General features: G+C 72.0%; 19 protein-coding genes. 9 read left to right on the forward strand and 10 right to left on the reverse strand.

From position 1 onward, the window contains the following. Both GWK61_RS58900 and GWK61_RS38980 read right to left on the reverse strand, forming a co-directional pair. On the reverse strand, window positions 1-1908 hold a 1908-nt coding region (locus tag GWK61_RS58900; RefSeq protein ID WP_194916736.1), incomplete at its 3' end, for a S53 family peptidase. Window positions 1909-2010: 102 nt separating this feature from the next. Continuing rightward, on the reverse strand, window positions 2011-3597 hold the full coding sequence (locus GWK61_RS38980; RefSeq protein ID WP_194916737.1) for an MFS transporter: 1587 nt from the start codon (window positions 3595-3597) through the stop codon (window positions 2011-2013). 130 nt (window positions 3598-3727) lie between these two features. Here GWK61_RS38980 and GWK61_RS38985 point away from each other — a divergent pair, with 130 nt between their 5' ends. Next, a complete protein-coding gene (locus GWK61_RS38985) occupies window positions 3728-4771 on the forward strand; it encodes an Lrp/AsnC family transcriptional regulator (RefSeq protein ID WP_228563664.1) in 1044 nt (347 codons plus the stop codon). A gap of 120 nt (window positions 4772-4891) precedes the next feature. On the opposite strand, the gene GWK61_RS38990 is transcribed toward GWK61_RS38985, so the two are convergent. The 4 genes from GWK61_RS38990 to GWK61_RS39005 form a co-directional block, all read right to left on the reverse strand. Beyond that, window positions 4892-5572: a hypothetical protein gene (locus GWK61_RS38990; protein WP_194916738.1), complete on the reverse strand. Its 681-nt coding sequence runs from the start codon at window positions 5570-5572 to the stop codon at window positions 4892-4894. A gap of 195 nt (window positions 5573-5767) precedes the next feature. Continuing rightward, complete coding sequence (locus GWK61_RS38995; RefSeq protein WP_194916739.1) at window positions 5768-6307, reverse strand: hypothetical protein; 540 nt, start codon at window positions 6305-6307, stop codon at window positions 5768-5770. Window positions 6308-6448: 141 nt separating this feature from the next. Beyond that, on the reverse strand, window positions 6449-6721 hold the full coding sequence (locus tag GWK61_RS39000; protein WP_194916740.1) for a hypothetical protein: 273 nt from the start codon (window positions 6719-6721) through the stop codon (window positions 6449-6451). Between the two features lie 185 nt (window positions 6722-6906). Further along, window positions 6907-7833 (reverse strand): alpha/beta fold hydrolase, encoded by a 927-nt coding sequence (locus GWK61_RS39005; RefSeq protein ID WP_323747952.1) that lies wholly within the window; start codon window positions 7831-7833, stop codon window positions 6907-6909. A gap of 189 nt (window positions 7834-8022) precedes the next feature. Here GWK61_RS39005 and GWK61_RS61610 point away from each other — a divergent pair, with 189 nt between their 5' ends. The 7 genes from GWK61_RS61610 (at window position 8023) to GWK61_RS39040 (ending at window position 14870) form a co-directional block, all read left to right on the forward strand. Next, a complete protein-coding gene (locus tag GWK61_RS61610) occupies window positions 8023-8175 on the forward strand; it encodes a dienelactone hydrolase family protein (protein ID WP_194916741.1) in 153 nt (50 codons plus the stop codon). Between the two features lie 620 nt (window positions 8176-8795). Beyond that, complete coding sequence (locus GWK61_RS39015; protein WP_194916742.1) at window positions 8796-11132, forward strand: sensor histidine kinase; 2337 nt, start codon at window positions 8796-8798, stop codon at window positions 11130-11132. Then, window positions 11129-11563: a roadblock/LC7 domain-containing protein gene (locus GWK61_RS39020; protein WP_194916743.1), complete on the forward strand. Its 435-nt coding sequence runs from the start codon at window positions 11129-11131 to the stop codon at window positions 11561-11563. Before GWK61_RS39015 ends, GWK61_RS39020 begins: the two co-directional genes overlap by 4 nt. Continuing rightward, window positions 11560-11931 (forward strand): DUF742 domain-containing protein, encoded by a 372-nt coding sequence (locus GWK61_RS39025; RefSeq protein WP_194916744.1) that lies wholly within the window; start codon window positions 11560-11562, stop codon window positions 11929-11931. The genes GWK61_RS39020 and GWK61_RS39025 overlap by 4 nt, the downstream gene beginning before the upstream one ends. Then, window positions 11912-12532: a GTP-binding protein gene (locus GWK61_RS39030; protein ID WP_194916745.1), complete on the forward strand. Its 621-nt coding sequence runs from the start codon at window positions 11912-11914 to the stop codon at window positions 12530-12532. Before GWK61_RS39025 ends, GWK61_RS39030 begins: the two co-directional genes overlap by 20 nt. Next, window positions 12529-13497, forward strand: coding sequence for a GAF domain-containing protein (locus GWK61_RS39035; protein WP_194916746.1), 969 nt, complete (start codon window positions 12529-12531; stop codon window positions 13495-13497). The genes GWK61_RS39030 and GWK61_RS39035 overlap by 4 nt, the downstream gene beginning before the upstream one ends. A 170-nt stretch (window positions 13498-13667) precedes the next feature. After that, window positions 13668-14870 carry an acyl-CoA dehydrogenase family protein gene (locus tag GWK61_RS39040; protein ID WP_194916753.1) on the forward strand — a complete coding sequence of 401 codons (1203 nt, stop codon included), beginning with the start codon at window positions 13668-13670 and terminating at the stop codon, window positions 14868-14870. Window positions 14871-14881: 11 nt separating this feature from the next. On the opposite strand, the gene GWK61_RS39045 is transcribed toward GWK61_RS39040, so the two are convergent. Further along, complete coding sequence (locus GWK61_RS39045) at window positions 14882-15577, reverse strand: hypothetical protein (protein ID WP_194916747.1); 696 nt, start codon at window positions 15575-15577, stop codon at window positions 14882-14884. Window positions 15578-15656: 79 nt separating this feature from the next. On the opposite strand from GWK61_RS39045, the gene GWK61_RS39050 reads away from it, so the two are divergent. Further along, a complete protein-coding gene (locus tag GWK61_RS39050) occupies window positions 15657-16622 on the forward strand; it encodes a LysR family transcriptional regulator (protein ID WP_194916748.1) in 966 nt (321 codons plus the stop codon). A gap of 239 nt (window positions 16623-16861) precedes the next feature. Here the strand turns inward: GWK61_RS39050 and GWK61_RS39055 are convergent, their stop codons facing one another. The 3 genes from GWK61_RS39055 to GWK61_RS39065 all read right to left on the reverse strand — a co-directional run. Further along, window positions 16862-18385: a serine/threonine-protein kinase gene (locus GWK61_RS39055; RefSeq protein WP_194916749.1), complete on the reverse strand. Its 1524-nt coding sequence runs from the start codon at window positions 18383-18385 to the stop codon at window positions 16862-16864. Beyond that, a complete protein-coding gene (locus GWK61_RS39060; protein ID WP_194916750.1) occupies window positions 18382-19017 on the reverse strand; it encodes a hypothetical protein in 636 nt (211 codons plus the stop codon). Before GWK61_RS39060 ends, GWK61_RS39055 begins: the two co-directional genes overlap by 4 nt. Window positions 19018-19076: 59 nt before the next feature. Then, a partial coding sequence (locus tag GWK61_RS39065; protein ID WP_228563665.1) for a restriction endonuclease subunit S domain-containing protein occupies window positions 19077-19883 on the reverse strand: 807 nt, incomplete at its 5' end.

The following is a 19883-nucleotide window of genomic DNA, read 5'->3' on the forward strand; positions in this document are numbered from 1 at the left end:
GGTCGTGGTGGGTGGCGGGCTTGGCTTGACGGTCGGTCCGGTAGGTCCGGTAGGTCCGGTCGGCCCAGGCGTGCCGGTCGGGTCCGTTGGGCCGATCGGGCCAACCGGTCCAACCGGTCCAGCCGCGTCGGGCGAACTCACCGTGCCCTTCGAACCGGCCGCGCCCTTCGTACCCGTCGAGGCGCTGCCAGCCGCGACCGCGACCTGCGCCAAATCCTTCGGCACCACGCCCTTCTGATACGCCGGCTGCGCGAAGTCCGCACTCGCGCCCCCGCCCCCGCCGAAGAAGAACCGGCCGGGCATCGGCGCCCACTTGCTCCCGTCCGTCGACAGGTCCGAGCGCAGGTCGCCCATCGGCACCTCCCAGTGCCGCGTCCCGGTCGGCCCGAGCGCCAGCGCCGTGCCGCCGACCGCGGTCACCCACGGCGACGCCGCCGGCCACTCCACCTGCGCCCCCGCCGACCCCGCGTCGCACCCCGGCCCGGTCAGCCCCGGCGCCTGGTCCCCGCAGTCCCCGGTGGCGAACGCGAACCCGATGCCCTCGGCCGCCCCGATGGCGAAGATCTTGTTCTCCTGGTCGACCACCGCCGGATCCACGCCCTGGTCCGAGGAGTGCATGATCTCGCCGAAGGACCCGGTGACGGTGTCGGCCAGGTGCTTGTCCACAATCGAGGCCAGCGTCGCGGCGATGTCCTGGTCCTGGCACGAAGCGGCGCCGAAGTAATGCACGACCGCGTCCGGCGCGAGCCCGTGCGCCATCTCCACGTCCAGCGCCTCCTCCCCGTCCCACGCCGCCGGGGTCTCACACGCTCCGTCGCCCAGGTGCTTCCACGCACCTCGGTCCACCGACTCCATGTACTGACCCGCACCGAACGCCTTGTCCCCGACCGACGTCGCGAACTGGTTCGCATCGGCCCGCATCGTCGGCGAGCCGTACGCGTCGACGACCCCGATGATGACGCCCTTGCCGGTGAACCCCGACGCGGTGATCCCGTACGCGGCGCGCAACTGCTTCGGCGAGTAGCCGCAGACGACGAGCGGATCGGGCTTGTTGTAGCCCTGCGGAACGCCGGTCGCGGACTCGCTGCCCCAGTCGGACGAGCACGCCGTGGACGCGGTCGACGGCAGCGTCGGGTCTCCGGGACCGAGTGGCAGGCTGCGCTTGATCGGTCCGCCGACGATGACCGGCAAACGAGCTCCAACCGGCCCAGAAGGCTGCATCGGCCCACCAGGGTTGACCTGCGTGTTTGGAGCCTGAGGGTCAGCAGGCTGCATCGGCCCGCCAGGGTTGACCTGCGTGTTTGGAGCCTGAGGTCCGGCAGGCTGCATAGGCCCGCCAGGATTCACCCCGCCACCACCCGAGCCCACCACCCGTCGCCGAGGCCCCGCCGCGACCCGATAAGAGAACTGCCGCACCCCATGCGTCTCCGGTGCCAGCCCCGCCACACTCGACACCGTCCCGACCAGCGCCGGCGGCACCTTCGCGGCCACCCGCGCCGCCAGCTCCTCGCCCGGGTTGCTCCGCAGCTGCGGCAGCCGCCCGAACGCCTTCCGGATCTTCGCCGACGTCCCGGTCACGTCGATCCAGTGGCTGTTCTCCCCGGTGACCGTCAGTCCGCCGCCGGCCAGCCACGTGTGCACCTTCTTCAGCTGCGCCGCCGTCGGCCCGAACTCCGCCTGCGCCTCCTCCGGCGTCAGGAAGTGCCGGTACTGCGCGCTGTGCGGATCCGACACCGCCGCCGCGAACCGCTGCAACCCGTCCGGGTCAGCGCCGGCCAACCCGATCCGCGCAGTAGTAGGACCATCCACAACCGTCGCCGCCGTGGCCGTGGCCGACAGCGTGCTCGGCCCCGTCAGCAGCGCCGTGGCCACCAACGTGGCCGTGAGGTGCCTGAACCGCCCAACCATGGAGACTCGCCCTCTGCTCGTCCTACCCGGAAGACCGGGTAGGACATTAGCCATGGCAGAGGGCGAATCCCCGGATTTTGATAGCTAGCGTGTCGGTCGGTTCTAGGCCTCCGCAGCGATGGTCACGGCGTCAGCCCCCGACCACTCCGCCGACGCCGACGCCGACTGCCCCTGTCCCCCGTCCGAGCCCGCACCGTGTCCCCCGCCCTGCGCCCCGCTCGGCCGCCGCACCAGCGCCAGCACCGCCAGCCCGCCGACCACCCCCATCACGGCCGCCGCCAGGAACGCCGACCGCAGCCCGGAGGCGAACGCCGCGTGCACCACGTGCTCCAGCCCGGCCCGCCGGTCCGCCCCGCCGGCCGCCAGCACGCCCTGCGCCTGCCCGGCCGCCAGCGCGTCGGTCACCGCCGCCGGCCGCGCGACGCCCGAACCGTGCACCGACGACGCCAGCCCCGCGTGGAACACCACCCCGAGCACCGCGATGCCCAGCGCGTTCCCCAGCTGCCGCGCCGTGTTCACCGCGCCGCTGGCCATCCCCGCGCGCTGATACCCGACCGCCGCGACCGCCGTCGAGACCAGGCTCGGCGTGGCCATCCCGACCCCGACCCCGCTGATCGCCAGCCCCGGCACCAGCACCGTCCAGCTCGACCCGGCGCCGACCGCCATCTGCGCAGCCGACCCCGCCGCGATCAGCAGCAGCCCGCCGCCGATCATCACCCGCGGCGAGATCCGGTCCTGCAGCAGCCGTCCGCCGAGCCCTGCGGTGAGGAAGGACATGCAGCTCATCGGCAGGAAGCACAGCCCGGCCGTCACCGGTCCCATCCCCCGCGCCGACTGCAACCACAGCGACTCGTAGGCGAAGTAGGAGAACGCCGCCCCGGACAGCATCAGCGCACCGATCATCACACCGGTGAACGTCCCCTTCCGGAACAGCCCCAGGTCCAGCATCGGCGTCTTCCCCCGCAGCTCCGCCACGATGAAGGCGATCAGCGCCACCGCCGCCCCGGCGAACACCCCGATGGTCCGCGCCGAGCCCCAGCCGTAGTCGTTGCCCTTGATCAGCGCGTACGTCGCCAGCCCGGCCGCGGCGGTGAACGTCACCAGGCCCGGCAGGTCAGCCCCCGAACGCCGCTCGCCCCGCGACTCGCCGACGTACCGCAGCGTCATCGCCACCGCCACCACGCTGATCGGCAGGTTGACGAAGAAGATCCACCGCCAGTCCAGGTGCTGGGTCAGCAGCCCGCCCATGATCGGCCCGGCCGCCGCCGCGGCCCCGCTGACCGCGCCCCAGACGCCGAAGGCCGTCCCCAGGTCGCGCCCGGAGTACAGATGGCTGATCAGCGCGACCGTGGTCGCGAGCATCGCCGCGCCGCCGACGCCCTGCACGGCGCGGAACGCGATCAGCACGCCGGGGCTGGTGGCCAGGCCGCAGGCGAGCGAGGCGCCGGCGAAGACCACGAGCCCGGCGACGTAGAGCTTCCGGTGCCCGGACCGGTCGCCGAGCGACCCGGCGGCCAGCAGCAGCGCGGCCAGCACCAGCGCGTAGACGTCCATGACCCACTGCAGGTCGGCGAACGTGGTGTTCAGGTTCCGTGCCATGTCGGGCAGGGCGACGGTGACGATGGTGACGTCCACCAACAGCATGAACGTCCCCAAGCAGACCGCGATCAGCGGCAGCCACTTGCGCATGAGTCCTCCTCGAGGACGCGTAGGGATGATCGGTCGTACCGACGGTCCCAGCCGTTGGCGGCATCCGCTTATCCAGATCACCGATGGCGGCGGTTTTCAATAACCATCACGCCTGGCATGATGGATTTCCATGTCGACCATGCAGCGCAGCGACACCGTTCAGCCCAGCCCCGCGGTCCAGGAGTTCGACGCGCTCGACCGGCAGCTGGCCCAGGCCCTGATGCTCGACGGCCGCGCGTCCTTCAGCCGGCTGGCCGAAGTGCTGGGCGTCACCGACCAGACCGTGACCCGCCGCTATCGCCGGCTGCGGGGCGACGGCCTGCTGCGGGTGATCGGCCTGCCGATGAGCAACCGGGTCGGCCATTACGAGTCCAACGTCCGGGTGCAGTGCGTGCCCGGGGCGTCCGGCGCGATCGCCGACGCGCTGGCCCGCCGCCCGGACATCGCCTGGGTGACGATCAACGCCAGCGGTACCGAGGTGTCCTGCATGACCCGCTCCCGCAGCCGGCACGAGCGCGACTCGCTGCTGCTCGACAAGCTGCCCCGCACCCGGCAGGTGACCGGGGTGTCGGTGAAGTCGATCCTGCACGCCTTCGTCGGCGGCCCCGGTGGCTGGCCCGGCCTGGCCGCCGGACTGGCCCCGGACCAGGTCGCCGCGCTGCGCCAGGACTTCCCCACAGTGTGGGGGGAGTACGAGCTCGACGACGCCGACCGCGCGCTGCTCGCCGTCCTGGCCCGGGACGGCCGCACGCCGTATCCGGAGCTGGCCGCCGCCGTCGGGAAGTCCGAGTCGACCGTCCGGCGCCGGATGGAGCAGCTGACCGAGAACGGCGTGCTCTACTTCGACGTCGAGGTGCTGCCGGCGCACCTGGGCTTCCATGTCGAGGCCCTGATGTCGGCCTCGGTCGCGCCCTCGGACCTGGACGCGGTCGGCCGCGCGATCGGCTCCCACCCCGAGGTGCCGTTCGTCGCGGCGACCACCGGGGCCACCAACCTGACGACCGTGGTGGTGTGCCGCGAGATCGAGGACCTGTACGAGTACATGACCGGCCGGCTCGGCGCGATCAAGGAGGTCGCGCAGCTTGAAGTGGTGACGGTGCTGCGCACGGTGAAGCGCGCGGGGCTGCTCACCGACGGGCTGCGGCTCTACGACCCGCCCGAGACCGTGTACTGACCCGAGACCGTGTACTGAACTGTGTACTGAGGCGTGTACTGAGACGACACGCCACTTCCGGAAAGCAGACCGGGCCGCGGATTCTCGCCTCTACGGCCCGGTCCGGGAAGTACAGCGTTCTCAGGAGGCCGACCCCTCGCCCTCATCCTCAGTCCAAGCCAGCTCCGCGACCGCCTGGTCGAACCGCGAGACCGCGGCGTCCACCTTCGCCTCGTCCGCGCCCGGGCCGGCCTGGCCGGTCAGCGCGATCGAGAGCCAGCGGTGGTCCGGGTCGCCGGCCACCGGGACGACGTACTCGATGTGCCGGGGCCGGGGCGGCTGCGGGCCGTCGTCGTCAGCGTCGTCCGCGTCCTCCCCGGCGGCCTCGGCCTCGGGGTCGAGCCCGGCGCTGCGGTCGATGCGCACGGCCGGCATCCCGGCGATCACGCCGGTCCGCGCGGTCGGGTTGGAGGCGGCGACCCGGGCCACCACGTCCGCCGGCTCCGGGACCGCCGCGCTCGGGATCTTCACCTCGGAGGCCATCACGGTCAGCGCCGGCACCGGCCCCGCGCCGGGCGTCGGGATGTAGAAGTCGATCCCGCCCTTGGCGCGTCCGGCGGCGATCTGGGTGTTCAGCCGGCCGGCGATCAGGCCGCGGCCGGCCTCGGCGGCGTCGGCCGGCACCGCGGCGAAGGCCCGGTCCAGGAAGGCGCTGACGTCGGCCTCGGCGTGCTCGTCCAGGCGGATCCGGGTCCACCCCTCGCCCAGGTCCAGGCGGTAGGTGATGGGCTTGCTGTGCGCCGTGTCGGCAGCCGTGGACATCCTGTGGTTCCCCCGTGCGGTGAAGGTGTTATGGCAGCTTTCGAGTCTACAAAGGCGAACACGTCTTCGCCTATCCGTTCCCTCGTGCGGCCTTGCCGCTGATGCGGGCCGGGCCCCACGCACCCCGAGGCCGCCGGGCGAATATGCCCGGCGGCCTCGGAAGGGAGATGTTCGGTCGAGTTGTCACGCCCGGCGCTACCGCACGGTCTGCGCGCTGCGCGACGCCGCCCCGGTGGCGTGCCCGAGGAGAGCGGCCCGGCGCTTGGCGGCCAGCGTCCCGGTCCGGCCCAGCAGCATCGCGATGGCCATCACGACCAGGGCGTCGGTCAGCGCGTTCACCGAGATCTGGTGCTGGAACATCCAGCGGCCGAGCTGCGCGGTGAACCAGTGGTTCGAGCCGTAGACGAAGAGCAGCCGCGCGCCGATGACCGCGGTCCACAGCGCCGCGTACGAGGCCCCGGCCTTGGTGTAGACGGTGTTGTCCTTCGGGTCGTGGTGCACCTTCAGCAGTGCGGCGGCGCCGAGGCCGAGCAGCAGCCCGAGGGCCGCCGCGGCCAGCTCCAGCACCAGCCCGCTCCCGGAGGTGGCCGGGTGCTTCACATACAGCGGGACGATCACCGCGGCCACGATCGCCGGCCGCAGCAGCCGCGCCGTCCCCACCTTGCGCCGTCCCAGGTCGGTGCCGAGCACCGAGGCCAGAACCGCGATGTTGACGATCCACACGCTGGCGTCCATGATCTTTTCCCCTCTTGACCTGCCCGTTCTTGCTGACAATGCAAGATTCGCAGGCGGCCGGTTGGAGTCGCTTCCATCCGGGGGTGGAAGGCGGGTGGAACGCAGGTGGGTGGAGGGGAGGCGGCTGAGGGCGGTGCCGCCTTATCCCCGACCGAGCTGTTCGGCGCTGAGCCCCAGCAGCTCCAGCGCCACCCGGTAGTCGTCGAACCCGGCGCCGTTCGCCAGCCCCAGGCTGATCGCGGTGCCGATGGCGTCGGCGAACCCCGCGACGGTCGACCCGTGCGCCCCGGCCATCAGCGATACCTGCGGCGGCCGATCATCGGGCCGCACCACCGTGACCCGGCCGGCATACCCGCCGACCAGAACGCTGACGGTCTCCGACGAACGCTGACGCGGCAGCCTGACCTGGGCCATTGCACGGCTCCTGAGGGTAGGGGCGCCAAGGCGAGCCCGGGCGCGGACCGGTGGAAGAGGGAAGGCTATCGCCCCCTGCCACCAGATCTCAGCACCCTGCAGGCGGCCCTCAGCGCGGCAACTCAGCCGGCACTTCGAACACCGGGTTCCGGTCGGTAGTCGATGAGGTTCCCCGTGCGCTCAGCTCAGCGATCGCGGTCGAGGAAGTCGACCAACGCCGCCGTCACCTCGTCGGGCCGCTCATGCTGAACCCAGTGCCCTGCGTCCAGCCGCACCACGCCCCGCAGGTCCGGCGCGTGGCTCGGCAGCTCCTCGATCAGCGCCGACGCGTAGCGGCTGAACGCGTCCCGCGTCCCGTAGAGGAACAGTGCCGGCGCCTGGATCGGCGCGTGCTGCCAGGCGGCCGTGAGTTCGTGGTTCCGCTCCAGGTTCCGGTACCAGTTGAGGGCGCCGGTGAATCCGGTGCGCTCGAATGTGGCGACGTGCTCGTCGAGATCGGCGGGCGACAGCCAGTCCGGAACCCCTTTGTCCGGCAGGCAGTCCAGCCATCCGCCGCCCTCCGGGACGACCGGATCCCACGGCTCCGATCCGGATCCCAGCACACTGCGGAACGTTGCCGGGACGTCCCGCGCCAGCTCCCGGTCCGCCGGGCCGTGCTCCTGGAAGTACTGCATGTAAAAGGAGTCGCCGAACCGCTCGCGCATCGCGGTCAGCAGGCCGATTTCGCTGCGCGGCACATACGGCACGCTCATCCCGACCACGCCGCGCACCCGGTCGGGCCGCATCAGCGCGGTGTTCCACGCCAGCGTCGAGCCCCAGTCGTGGCCGACCACCGTCGCCCGCTCGATCCGGAACCCGTCGAGCAGTCCGACCACGTCCCCGACCAGGTGCAGCATCGAGTACTGGCCGGCGTCGTCCGGACGGCCGGTCTCCCCGTAGCCGCGCAGGTCCGGCGCGAGCACGTGGTAGCCGGCGGCGGCGAGGTCACGGAGCTGGTGCCGCCAGGAGTAGGAGTGGTTCAGGAACCCGTGCAGCAGCACGACGGCGGGACCGGTACCGGCCTCGACCACGTTCATCCGGAGTCCGCCGACCACTAATGACCGCTTGTTCACCAGGCCACGGTACCGGCAGCCCGCGCCGGTTTCACCGAGCTTCTGCGTCGGCGGTGCGCACGCGCTCTACTCCGGCACGGTCGCGCCCGAGGCGCTCGGCGCCGATCTGGCCGGCGTCGTCGCCTTCTGTCCCTGGACCGGTGCCTACGGCCGCGCCGAGGCGCTGCCAGATGACTTTATCAGTGCCCTGTGTGTCCCGCCGCGGCCGGTCGGCCGCATGAGATCGCGGTCTATCGGAACCACCCGCACGGCTTCTACGAGTACAACCATCTTGGTGAGACAGGTCACACTGCGGCGGCCGAGGATGCGTGGCAGCGGCTGAAATCCTTCACCAAGGCGTGATACCGGCGGCGGCGAAGATGAAACCTTGTCACTTCTGCCGCCCCACCTCGATCTTCTCGGGTGGTCCAGACCAATCTGCCACTTGTCGCAAATCAGAGGTCTGTATATAGGCGTCCCAAAGGTTTGTCCGGCGGCGCAGCCGGTTTTCCGAAGTCTTTACGCCCCGAACCTGTTCGAACCCGCCGAACCCCGGAAGGCTGAAACAGCCCGCGTAACCGATCGCGGGTTCGCGCGTTGGTGAGGGTGTGGGTGGGAACTTGTGTGCGGAGCACGGGGCGCGCCGGTGTGTCGTTCACCGGCACGCCGCCCCCGCGGCCCTTCGCGATCCGCCCGGCGGCGTATGATCCGGCGCTGACGTACCCGGCGCGGACCCGGTGGCCCGTCCTCGCGCGGGTACCTGCGCGCGCGGCGTGAAACCCTTATCCACGCCCTCAGATATCGCCTCGCGCGCGTCTCCTGATGTAATGGGCCCAGGGTCGATCATGGCACATCTTTGTCAGGTTTCTGATATGTTCTTCGAATTCGAGCCGGTATCCACTTCGTAATCGACTCAGAACGTAGGGTTGGCATATGGCTTCCGTATCTGCTCGCAGTCGCAGCCACTCCGGTGGTGACGCCCGGTGACCGCGGCGGACCGCGTCCAGGAGGCGCCGCGTCCCGGCCACGGTGCGGGCCGGCACTCGGCCTTCGGCGCCGCTCCCGAGCGCCGGCCCGCCGGCCGGCGGCCGACCGCCTGGATCGTGGCCCCCTCGGTGTGCTCGGCGGTGCTGGCGGCCGCCGCGATCGTCATCGTGGTGAACGGCGCGCACTCGGCGGGCTACCGCATCAGCGGCGGTGCGATGACGACGGTCTACGTGCTCGGCGCTCTGATACTCGCGGTCGTCGTGGCCACCGTCGCCCTCGCCGGGCGTCCGGGCCGCACGGCCGAACTCGTGTCCTACCCCGAACCCGAGCGCCGCCAGGCGCCGATGCCGCCGATGCCGCCGCAGCCGCCGCACCAGCAGCAGCCGCCGATTCGGCCGCAGCAGGCCCCGGCCCCGCTGCCGCAGCGGGTCCCGCCGCAGGCTCCGCCGCCGCCCCCGATGCCCCCGCAGGTCGTCGCCAACGCGACCGAGGCGGCCGCGACGCTGGCCGCCGCGATCAAGGCCGCGGCCGGCCCGACGTCCATCTCCGACGAGGGCGTGGACCTGCAGGTCATCTTCGCGCAGCTGGTGCGCCGGCTGCTCACCCTGGTGCTGCAGCAGATCAACCGGCTCGACGAGCTGGAGAACGAGGTCGAGGACCCCAAGCTCCTCAAGTCCTTGTTCGGCATCGACCACCAGGCCACCCAGGTCCGCCGCTACGGCGAGAACATCGGCGTCCTGGTGGGAGCGCTCCCGCAGCGGCAGTGGACGCATCCGGTGCCGGTCACCGTCGCGCAGCGCTCCGCGGTCTCCGAGACCCCCGACTACCCGCGCGTGCAGGTCATCCCCCGGGCCCCGGGCCGGATCCACGGCCACGCGGTCTCCGACGTCATCCACATCCTGTCCGAACTGGTCGAGAACGCCACCAACTACTCGAACCCGACCACCAAGGTCACCGTCGGCGCGCACCGGGTGTCCGCGGGGCTGGCGATCGAGATCAACGACCACGGCATCGGCATGGAGCCGGACCAGTTCCGGCGGCTCAACACCCTGCTGCGCGACCCCTCCGGCGCCAACGTCAGGGACCTGCTCTCGCAGGGCCGCATCGGCCTGTCCGTGGTCGCGAAGATGGCCCAGCGGCACGGGATCGCCGTCGAGCTGGCGCCGAACGTCACCGGCGGCACCATGGCCCTGGTGGTGATCCCGGACGCGCTGCTGGCGAACGAGGAGCTGGCCGCCGACAAGAACCGCCACGCGCGGCGCGGCATCGACACCACGCAGCTGCCGGCCCGCCCCGCTCTGGTCTCGCTGCCGGACGTCGTCACGCCGGCCCCCGCCGCCGCCCCGAGCTCGGCCGCCTCGCTGTCCCCGGTGGCCGCCTCGACGCCGCCGCTGCCCGCACCGGCCACGTCGCAGGTGCCCCCGCTGCCGACCTCGCCGGTCGGCGGGTCTGAGCCGTCGGGCTCCGGCTTCTCCTGGGACGCGTTGTCGACATCGACGAACGCCGCCGACGAGGCGTCGGGTTCGGGCTCCGGCTGGGACGCCTTGTCGGCCTCGCCGACCGCGCCGGCCGCGCCGACCGCGCCGGCCGCGCCGGCCGCGCCGGCCGCCGCGGACCAGTTGTCGCGCCCGGCTCCGGCGACCTCGGTCTGGCCCGCCGAACCGCGGCAGGCCCAGCAGGTCCAGCAGTCCCATTTGGCCTCGGCGCCCTCGGCACAATCGGCGCACTCGGCATCCTCGTCCGGGTCGCAGCCGAGCTACTCCCAGTCGGCCCAGGGCCTGCCGATCCGGCCGCAGCCGGCCCCGGCCGAGCCGCAATGGCCCTCCACCACCCCGCCGACGGCGACCGGCGGCCCCACGCCGGTCCAGGCCGCGCCGGTGCCGCGCCCCACCGGCTCCGCCGCGTACCCGCCGCCGTCGGCCGGTCAGTACCCGGGCCAGGGCCCGGGTACCAGCGCGCCGCCGTGGTCCCAGGCCGGTGCGCCGCAGCCGCCGGTCGGCGAGCCGGGCTCTCTGTCGGGTTCGCAGCCGGGTTCGCAGCCGGGCGCCCAGCCGGGCCCGCAGCCGCAGCCGGGCTCCACGCCCGGCGTGCTGCCCGACGGCCGTCCGCAGCTGCGCCGCCGCACCCCCCAGGGCCACATCTCCGCGCGCCTGATCCAGGCTGAAGGACAGGAGAGCCGGCCGCACGACGGCGGCGCCCTGTCGCCGACGATGATGTCGGACTTCTGGCAAGGCCTGTCCTCGGGTACCGCGCCGGCCGACCCCCCGGCGGCCGGACCGGACCCTTCGCAGCACGATCGCACCACCGCGAACCGTCAGGAGTGGAACCAGTGAGCAGCAACCAGACCGAAGAGAATCTCAGCTGGCTGATCAACCGGATGCTGCAGAGCATCCCGGCCGCCCGCAGCGTGCTGCTGATGTCGACGGACGGTTTGGTCCGCGCCTACACCACCGGTCTGACCAAGGACGAGGCCGACACCCTGGCCGCCGCCGAGAGCGGCATGTGGGGCATCGTCACGGCCATCGGCAGGACCGTGCACGCCGGCGGCGTGCGCCAGGTCGTGGTGGAGCTGGACGGCGCGTTCCTGTGCGTCGGCGCCGCCGGCCCCGGCACCTGCATCGGCGTGCTCGCCGACCGCGGCGCCGACCCCCAGCAGATCGGGTTCGAGATGCACCGCTGCGTCACCGCCGTCGAGCGGGAACTGCGCACCGCCCCGCGGGACGCCGGGAACGGGGCGGTGGCAGCGGCGCGGGCGCGGTCGTGAGCCGGAGCGATCCCGATGCCTTCGTCGACTCCGCGGCCGGCCGGCTCATCCGGCCGTACGCGGTCGCCGGCGGCCGGACGGCGCCGAACGCCGACTTCCACCTGGTGACCTACGTGGTGGCCACCGGCCGGGCCCTGGGCGACCTGGGCCCGGACCACGACGACATCCTGAGCCTGTGCGACCGTCCGATCTCGGTCGCCGAGGTCTCGGCGCTGTCCGGGCTCCCGTTGGCCGTGACCAAGATCCTGCTGTCCGACCTGCTCGGCTGGCGCGCGATAGACACCCGCGCGCCCGTGCCCGTCTTCGAACGGGCCCGGCCGAGCACAGACCTTCTGGAGAAGGTGCTGGATGCCCTCTACAAGCTCTGAGCTGCCCGGCGGTCTCAAGCTCCTGATAGCCGGCGGCTTCGGCGTCGGCAAGACCACGCTGGTCGGGGCGGTCTCCGAGATCGCGCCGCTGAAGACCGAGGCGACGATCACCGAGGCCAGCGTCGGCTACGACGACATCGCGCTCACCGGCGGCAAGACCACCACCACGGTGGCCCTGGACTTCGGCCGGATCAGCATCGCCAACGAGTACGTGCTGTTCCTGTTCGGGCTGCCCGGCCAGGAGCGGTTCTGGTTCATGTGGGACCAGCTGTGCATCGGCGCGCTCGGCGTCATCGTGCTGGTCGACACCCGCCGCATCGAGGACTCCTTCGAGGCCGTGGACTACTTCGAGCGCACCGGGATCCCGTTCCTGGTCGCGGTCAACGAGTTCGAGGGCGCGCAGTTCGCCTACACCGCCGTGGAGGTGCGTGAAGCGCTCCAGCTGCGCGCCGAGGTGCCGGTGGTGATGTGCGACGCCCGCTCGCGCACCTCGGCCGTGAACGTCCTCATCGCGCTGGTGAAGCACCTGCAGAGCACCGACTACCGGACCGTCCGGCCATCCGCCCCGGAGCCGGCCGCGCATGAAGGAAGCTACATATGACAGAGCGCGACGACTTCCAGACCCCGGCCCTGCGGCTGGGCCGGCCGGCGCCCTCTGACGCCACCGCGCGCGCCGCCCGCCAGCGCGAACTGGGACTGGCCAGCACGCCGGACTCGGTGTTCGACGAGGTCGCGCGCCGCGCGGCCGAGGCCACCGGCGCCACCGCGGCGATGGTGAACCTGGTCGGCGAGTCCGGGCAGTACTTCGTGGGCCTGTACGGCAAGGAGCCGGCCAGCGGCGACCCGGCGTTCCTGGGCGACCCGGGCCGGTTCATGGACATGGACCAGGGTTTCTGCGTGCACGTCGTGGGCCGCAAGGCCGCGCTCACCCTGGACGACGTCTTCGAGTTCTCCCGCTTCCGCGGCAACCCGGTGGTGGACGAGCTCGGCGTGCGCAGCTACATCGGCGTGCCCTTGATCGACGACGACGGAACGGTGATCGGCACCGTGTGCGCGATCGACCCGGCACCCCGAAGTGAAGCAGAGGGGAATTCCTGGGGCAATCAGGGCCTCCAGGTGCTGAAGGCGGCGCGCGACGAGGTACTGGCGGAAATCAGCGGTCGGCAGAAAATCGCCGGGGTGCTGGAGGGCGTCGGCGGGACGGCGATGATCGCCGCGCGTCCGGGCCTGGAGGTGCTGTACGCGAACTCCTTGCACGATCAGCTCTTCGGCACTGTGGAGATGCTCGGCACGCCGGCTCCCGAGGCGTACCCGCACCTCGCGCCGGTAGGCATCCTGGCGGTGATCGAGCACCTGGACCGCGGCGGTGAGCCGACGGTCACCGCGCCGATCCCGTTGAACGAGCCCGCGACCGGCTCGGTGATCTTCGCCGCGGTCCCGGTCCGGGTCCCCGGTCACGACGCCGCGGTACTGACTCTGGGGCTGCGGGACAGCGACGGCGCAACCGTCCTGAGCCGGGCCAGAACGCTCGCCTCGGACATCGGGGACCTTGCGGACACTATCTGAATCCCAGGAGTAACACGTACCCCGGAGGGGCACGGCATATACGAGCCAGGACACTGTATTGCCAGGCGATGATCACGTGATAGGTATGAGTGCTGGCGCGCTCTTCGATCACGATCGGGCCCGCGCGGAAACGCCGTACAACGGTGAGGAGAGAGTCGGTGTCAGCACTCATGAACCAGGTCTTCACCAACGACCGGCATGAGGCGGTGCGGGAGGAGGTCCGGGCTTTCGCCGAGCAGCACGTGCGGCCGCGGGTGGCGCAGATGGAGGACTCCCGCGAGGTCGACCACGAGCTCTCCGCGGCGATCGCCCGGCGCGGCTGGATCGGCGCGACCATCCCGGCCGAGTACGGCGGGATGGAACTCGGGCACCTGGGCAAGACCATCATCATCGAGGAGCTGTCCCGGGTCTCCGGGGCGATGGGCGCCATGGTCCAGGCGTCCCAGCTCGGCGTGGCCAAGATCCTGCACTTCGGCACCGAGGCGCAGCGCCGAAGATGGCTTCCGCCGATCGCCACCGGGAACTGCCTGCCCACCATCGCGGTGACCGAGCCGGAGTCCGGCGGGCACGTGCTGGGCATGTCCGGCAACGCGGTGCGCGACGGCGACCACTACATCCTGAACGCCCGCAAGGTGTTCGTCGGCAACTCGCACGTCGGGCACGTACACGGCGTCGTGGTCCGCACCGGCCCCGGTTCCAAGGGCCTGAGCGCCTTCCTGGTCGAGTACGACCGCCCCGGCGTCCGCCTGGAACCGCTGGACCCGACCATGGGCCTGCACGGTTTCAGCTTCGGCGAGATCGTCATGGAGAACTGCCGAATACCCGTGGAGAACCGACTCGGACAGGAGGGCGAGGGGCTGGACGTGGCCTACTCGTCCAGCACTCTTTACGGGCGCCCGAACCTCACCGCGGTGGCTCTGGGCATCCACCAGGCGATCGTCGAGGACACGGTGGCCTACTGCCAGCAGCGCCGGCTCTACGACGCCCCGATCCACGAGATCTCCTCGATCAAGGTCCGGCTCGGCGACATGCAGTCCCGGCTGATGACGGCCCGCCTCGCCGCGTACCACGCCGTCTACCTGCTGGACCAGGGCCTGCCCTGCGACACCGAGCTGATGAACGCCAAGCTGGTCAACGTCGAGTTCGCCATCGACTCCGCGCGCGCGGCGATGGACATCGTCGGCGCCCGCGGCCTGCAGACCCGGTACCGGATCGAACGGTACCTGCGCGACGCCTACCACGTGCTCGCGCCCGCCGGCACGGCCGACATCCAGCGGCTGCGCCTGGCCGAGGCGGCGCTGAACATCGACCGCGGCCAGTGGTCGGCGCGGTTCTCCAAGGAAGTGCGGGTGCGGGATTCCGGGCTGGTGTAACGGAATCCGGGTCAGGACTGGTGCTCGACCAGGTTCCGCAGATCTCGCATGACCTTGCCCATGACGTCCGGGCCGGTGCCGAACACCATCTGCTGGTGGTCTGGTTTGGGATAGTATGTGATGCTGCCCATGGTGGTGGCTGTCATCCACATGCAGTCCGTGCTCTCCGCGGCCAGGCCGCCGGACTCGATCGTGCTGGAGCCGCAGCCGGCCAGGCCGCCGTGCGGTCCCGCGTCGATCATCACGTGGTTCTCCACGACGTGGTCGCCCGCCCCGTCAGTGGTGTAGAGCGGCGCGGCGGTGAAGACCGGCTTCATGTTGTCCGGCTTGAAGCCGCTGCCGTTGTAGCCGGCGAAGATGACATAGACGTCGTGGGTCGTGTCGTCATAGACCGCAATGATCTGCGATCCCCTGACCCCGAGCGGGGCTGTGTGCTTGGCGAGTTCGGACTGGATCTGGCTGAGCGTGGCAGCCTGGGGCTGGATCTGGGCGAAGCCGAAGATTGACTTCGGCGCCGACAGTGCCCATCCGCCGCCGGGACTGCCGCCGCTGGTCGGCGCGCTCTGATTGCTGTTCCCCGCCGCAGTGATGCTCTGGCTCGGTGCGAGTGCTGAGCCCGTCGTCCCCGATGAACTGCCGCACCCTGCGAGTGCGATGGCACTTATCCCTATGATCCCGACGAACGGGATAAAATGTATCCGCGTCATGGCCGCCAGACTCGCACAGCGTCTCAGAAAACGGCCCCGAGATTTGCTTAGCACCCCATGTAGCGGCGCTAATGGACGCATGGATCTGGACCCGCGCCGCCTGCTCCTGCTCCAGGCGATATCGGAGACGGACAGCCTGGCCCAGGCCGCTCGCCGGCTCGGGCACACGCCCTCGGCGGTGTCCCAGCAGCTGGCGAAGCTGGAGCGGGAGGCCGGCCTGGCGTTGGTGGACCGGGGCGCGGGACGGCTGGAACTGACCGAGGCGGGCCGGATCCTGGCCCGCGCCGGGAGCCGGATCGGCGACTCGCTGGCCGACGCCGAGCGCGAGCTGACCACCCTGACCGGCACGGTCGCCGGGCCGGTCACGATGGCCGTCGCGCCGGGCGGGACGGTGCTGGTGGCTGCTGGCGCGGTGTCCGTCCTGGCCCAGCGTCAGCCCGAGTTGCGGCCCACGATCATCGAGGTCGAAGAAGCCGAGGGGCTGCGGATGCTGCGCGCCGGGAGCGTGGACATCATGCTCGTCGCGGACGACCGGGACACCGCGTTCCCATTGCCGCCGGGCTACGTGTCCCGCGTGCTCATCGAAGACGAGTACCGGATCGCCGTCCCGATCTCCTGGGATCTCCCGGCCAGTCCGGCGGAGCTGTCGGGCAAGCCCTGGATCAGTGCCCTGCCGGGCACGGCCCGCGGCCGGTGCTTCCGCCGCCTGGCCGATCTCCACGGCATCGTGCCCTCCCGCGAGCACCTGGCCTTCACCCCGGCTGCCTTGGAGATCATGGCCGCCACCGGGCTGGGTGCCGTCATCGCGCCGCGGTTCCATGCCGACTGGCTGCAGAACTGCACCGTGCTCGACCTGCCGGTGCCCGGCTCGTTCATCGCCCGCGCCATCCACCGGGCCACCCCGGGCGCCGAGGCGGTCGCGATCGCGGTCGCCGAGTGCTCGCTCATGCGCGCCGAGGAGCTGGTGGAGACGGGGATCCACAAGCGCGACATCATCATCCGACGGTTGCACGACCCGGGGATGCCGCCGGCGCAGAGCCGGTAGCCCCGTGCAGCGGGTAACGCGGTACCGAGCCGAGGGTGCCGCTGGCGCAGAGCCGGTAGCTCCGTGCCGAGCCGGTAACGCGGTACCGAGCTGGGGATGCTGCCGGCGCAGAGCTGGTAGCCCCGTGCCGAGTTGGTGAGGCGGCGCCGAGCCGGGGATGCTGCCTGTGCCGCGCCGGTGATGCGGTGCCGAGATCGAACCGGCGTCGAGCTGTCTATCCCGCGCCGGACTGCCGCACCTCATCGGCCCTGCGGCAAGCCGCCGATCTGCTGCACCACGCCCCGCATCGCGAGCGTGTCAGGATGCTGCGGCCCCAGCATCCGCTCCTGGTCCTGCAACACCCCCATCAGCACCGGCCACGCGTGCTGCGGCTGCCCGGTCGCGACCAACAGCCGTCCGATCCGGTCGCGCATCGCCAGCGCCTTGCGGGCGTCGTGGTTCGGCAGCGCCATGTACGCCGGCAGGACCGCCTGGTACTCGGCCAGCGCACCGGCCAGGTCGCCGGTCTGCTCCCGGCACTGCGCGGCCTGGTAGCGGAAGCCGAGCGCCTCGTCGCTGCCCGGTCCGTGGTCGGCGGCGGCCGTGCGGGCCAGCCGGTCGAACTCGGTCAGCGCCGCGCCGGACTGGCCGTCGAGCATCAGGATCTTGGCGTACTGCTTGCGCAGGGCGCGCACGACGGGGCCGTGCGGGTCGTGCTTGTGCTGCGCGAAGGCCAGCGCGGAGCCGAGGATCTGCACGGCCGGGGCGTAGCTGCCCTCGCCGACCAGCCGCTCGGCCTCGGCCAGCGCGGTCGCGAGGTCGATCTCCGGGCCGCTGCGCTCGGCGGCCTGCACCGCGCGGTGCGGCGCGGGGACCGGGCCCGGCGGCGGGGCCATCGGCGAGTGGAACGGTCGGAAGGGGTCGAAGGGAAGGTCGGCGGTGTCGGCCGGCCCCTTCGGCAGCAACGCCGCGAGCCGGCCGTACACCTCGTGCGCCGATGCCGGCCGCGCCTGCGGTTGCTTGGCCAACAGCGCCAGGATCAGCTGCTCCAGCACCGGCGGGACGTCGGGACGCAGCGTACGGACCGGCGTCGGCGGCTCGGTGGCGTGCTTGGCGAACAGCGCGTAGGGCGTCGGGGCGTTGAAGACCGGACGGCCCGTGAGGACTTCGTGCAACACGCAGCCCAGCGCGTACAGGTCGCTCGCCGGCCCGGCGACCCCGGAGGACGCCTGCTCCGGCGCCATGTAGCCGGGGCTGCCGAGGGACTCGCCGGTCCGCGTCAGCTTGCTGAGATCCGGGTCGAACACCGCCGCGATGCCCAGGTCCAGCAGGACCGCCGTCCCGTCGGGACGCAGCATCACGTTGCCCGGCTTCAGATCCCGGTGCACCACCGGGATCGCGTGCACCGCCGCCAGCACCGTCGCGATCTGCGCCCCGAGAGCCGCCGCCTGCGGCCACGGCACGCTCTCGCGCTCGGCGACGAAGTCGGCCAGGCTGATGCCGTCGATCCGCTGCATCACCAGGTACAGCTCGCCGTCGACCCCGGCGTCGTGGATGGCGACCACGCCCGGATGGTCGATCCGGGCCAGCGCCCGGCACTCCCGGGAGAAGCGCTTGGCCAGCATCGGCCGGTCCGGCTGGTGCGCGGCGCCGGCCGCGATCAGCTTGACCGCGACGTGCCGGTCCAGGCGCTCGTCGTAGGCCCGCCACACCTCGCCCATGCCGCCGCGGCCGAGCGGGACGTCCAGACGGTAGCGGCCGGCGATCACCCGGCCCCGGGTCACCGGGCGTCCTCGCCGCCGAGGAAGCCTCGCAGCTCCCTGAGATCGGCCTGGATCTCCGCGGCCATGTCGTGGGCGGCAGCCGCCGGGACTGCCGCGACCGCCGGGACTGCCGCGACCGGCGTGACCGGCGGAGTCGGCGGCATCGGCAGAAAGGTCGGAGTCGACGGGGCGGTCGGCGCGGGATACGGGGTCGACGGCGCGCTCCCGAACGCGGCAGGCTGCCACGCCGCGCTGCCGTACCCCGGGTGCGGATAGGGAAACGGGTACGGCGCCGCCTCCGGCTGCCGTCGCGCCGGCTCGGGACCGCAGCCGCGCCAGGCGTACACGGTCGCCGTGATCAGGTAGCTGAGGGCGAACGCGCCGGCTCCGGCTTCCGCGTTCCCGTGTTTGTTGTTAGGCACCAGATACACCAGGACGCACTCGCCGACCATCCCGGCCACCATGCCCGCCAGCCACCACCACGCCGCCGGGGTGCGCCGCCGCCGGGCGATGTGCACCGCCGGCACCCAGCCCAGCAGCCCGACCGTCGCGATCGGGATCACCGTCCACAGCACGCGGGCGACGAACGACCCCGCCCGCACGGCCGCCGACGGCGGCGGGTAATAGGCCGAAGGCGGCTGGGGAGCGCTCATAGTGCGCTCAGATTACTGAGGTTGGGAGCGCCGAACCAGCCGCGCGAACACCCTCCGGGTCAGGGCTGTCCCGCGCCGGTGGAGGGGACCACGCTGCCCTCGGCGAGCGCGTCGGTGATGCCCTGGACCAGCCGCTCGCCCGCGCCGGCGGCCTGCCGCAGGACGTCGCTGAACTCCGCGATCCTCCGGAACGCCTCGGCGTAGCCGCGCTGCCGCTCCAGCGGAAGCCGCGGCAGCGGCGCCTTGCGCAGGTCCATGCGGCTGCTGGTGGACGCGTGGCTCACCGCCTGCCGGGCCACGGCGTCGCTGCGCAGATATCCCGCGACGAACCACGGGTCCAACCGCGCCGGGTCGGTCCGGACCACGGCCGTCCCGCGTCCCGGCAGCGTGCCGACGGCCGCGTCGCCCTCGCCGACGACCCACGCCTGGCCGAGCGCTCCGCCCAGGACCGGCACCACGACGTCGCCGACCGCGATCTCCGCGTCACCGCCGATGCTCAGCGCCCCGGCCCGGGCCAGATCGCCGAGTGTCGTCAGCGGCCAGGCGGCGGTAGGCGCCGCCTCGGTGCCCAGCGGCGGCAGGAGGTCGGTCAGACGGCCCAGGACCTCCTGCGCGGCCGTGCGGTACTCCAGGAGCCTGCCGTAGCCCAGACCGGTGTCCGGCCGCGGCACGTGGCGCCCTGGACTGAGGTCCACGGCGTCGTCGAGCAGATCGATGATCGGCAGCGCGACGCTGAGCCCTGATTCGCCCCCGAACGCGTCGGGATCGCGGTCGAAAGCCCGCCAGGCAGCCAGAATCCGCTCGGCGGTCGACGCGGACGGCACCCGCTCCGAGCGCTCGCCCCGGTCTTGCCCCCGATCTTGCCC

The sequence above is a fragment of the Catenulispora rubra genome (assembly GCF_015356825.1).
In the GTDB taxonomy this organism is placed as follows: domain Bacteria; phylum Actinomycetota; class Actinomycetes; order Streptomycetales; family Catenulisporaceae; genus Catenulispora; species Catenulispora rubra.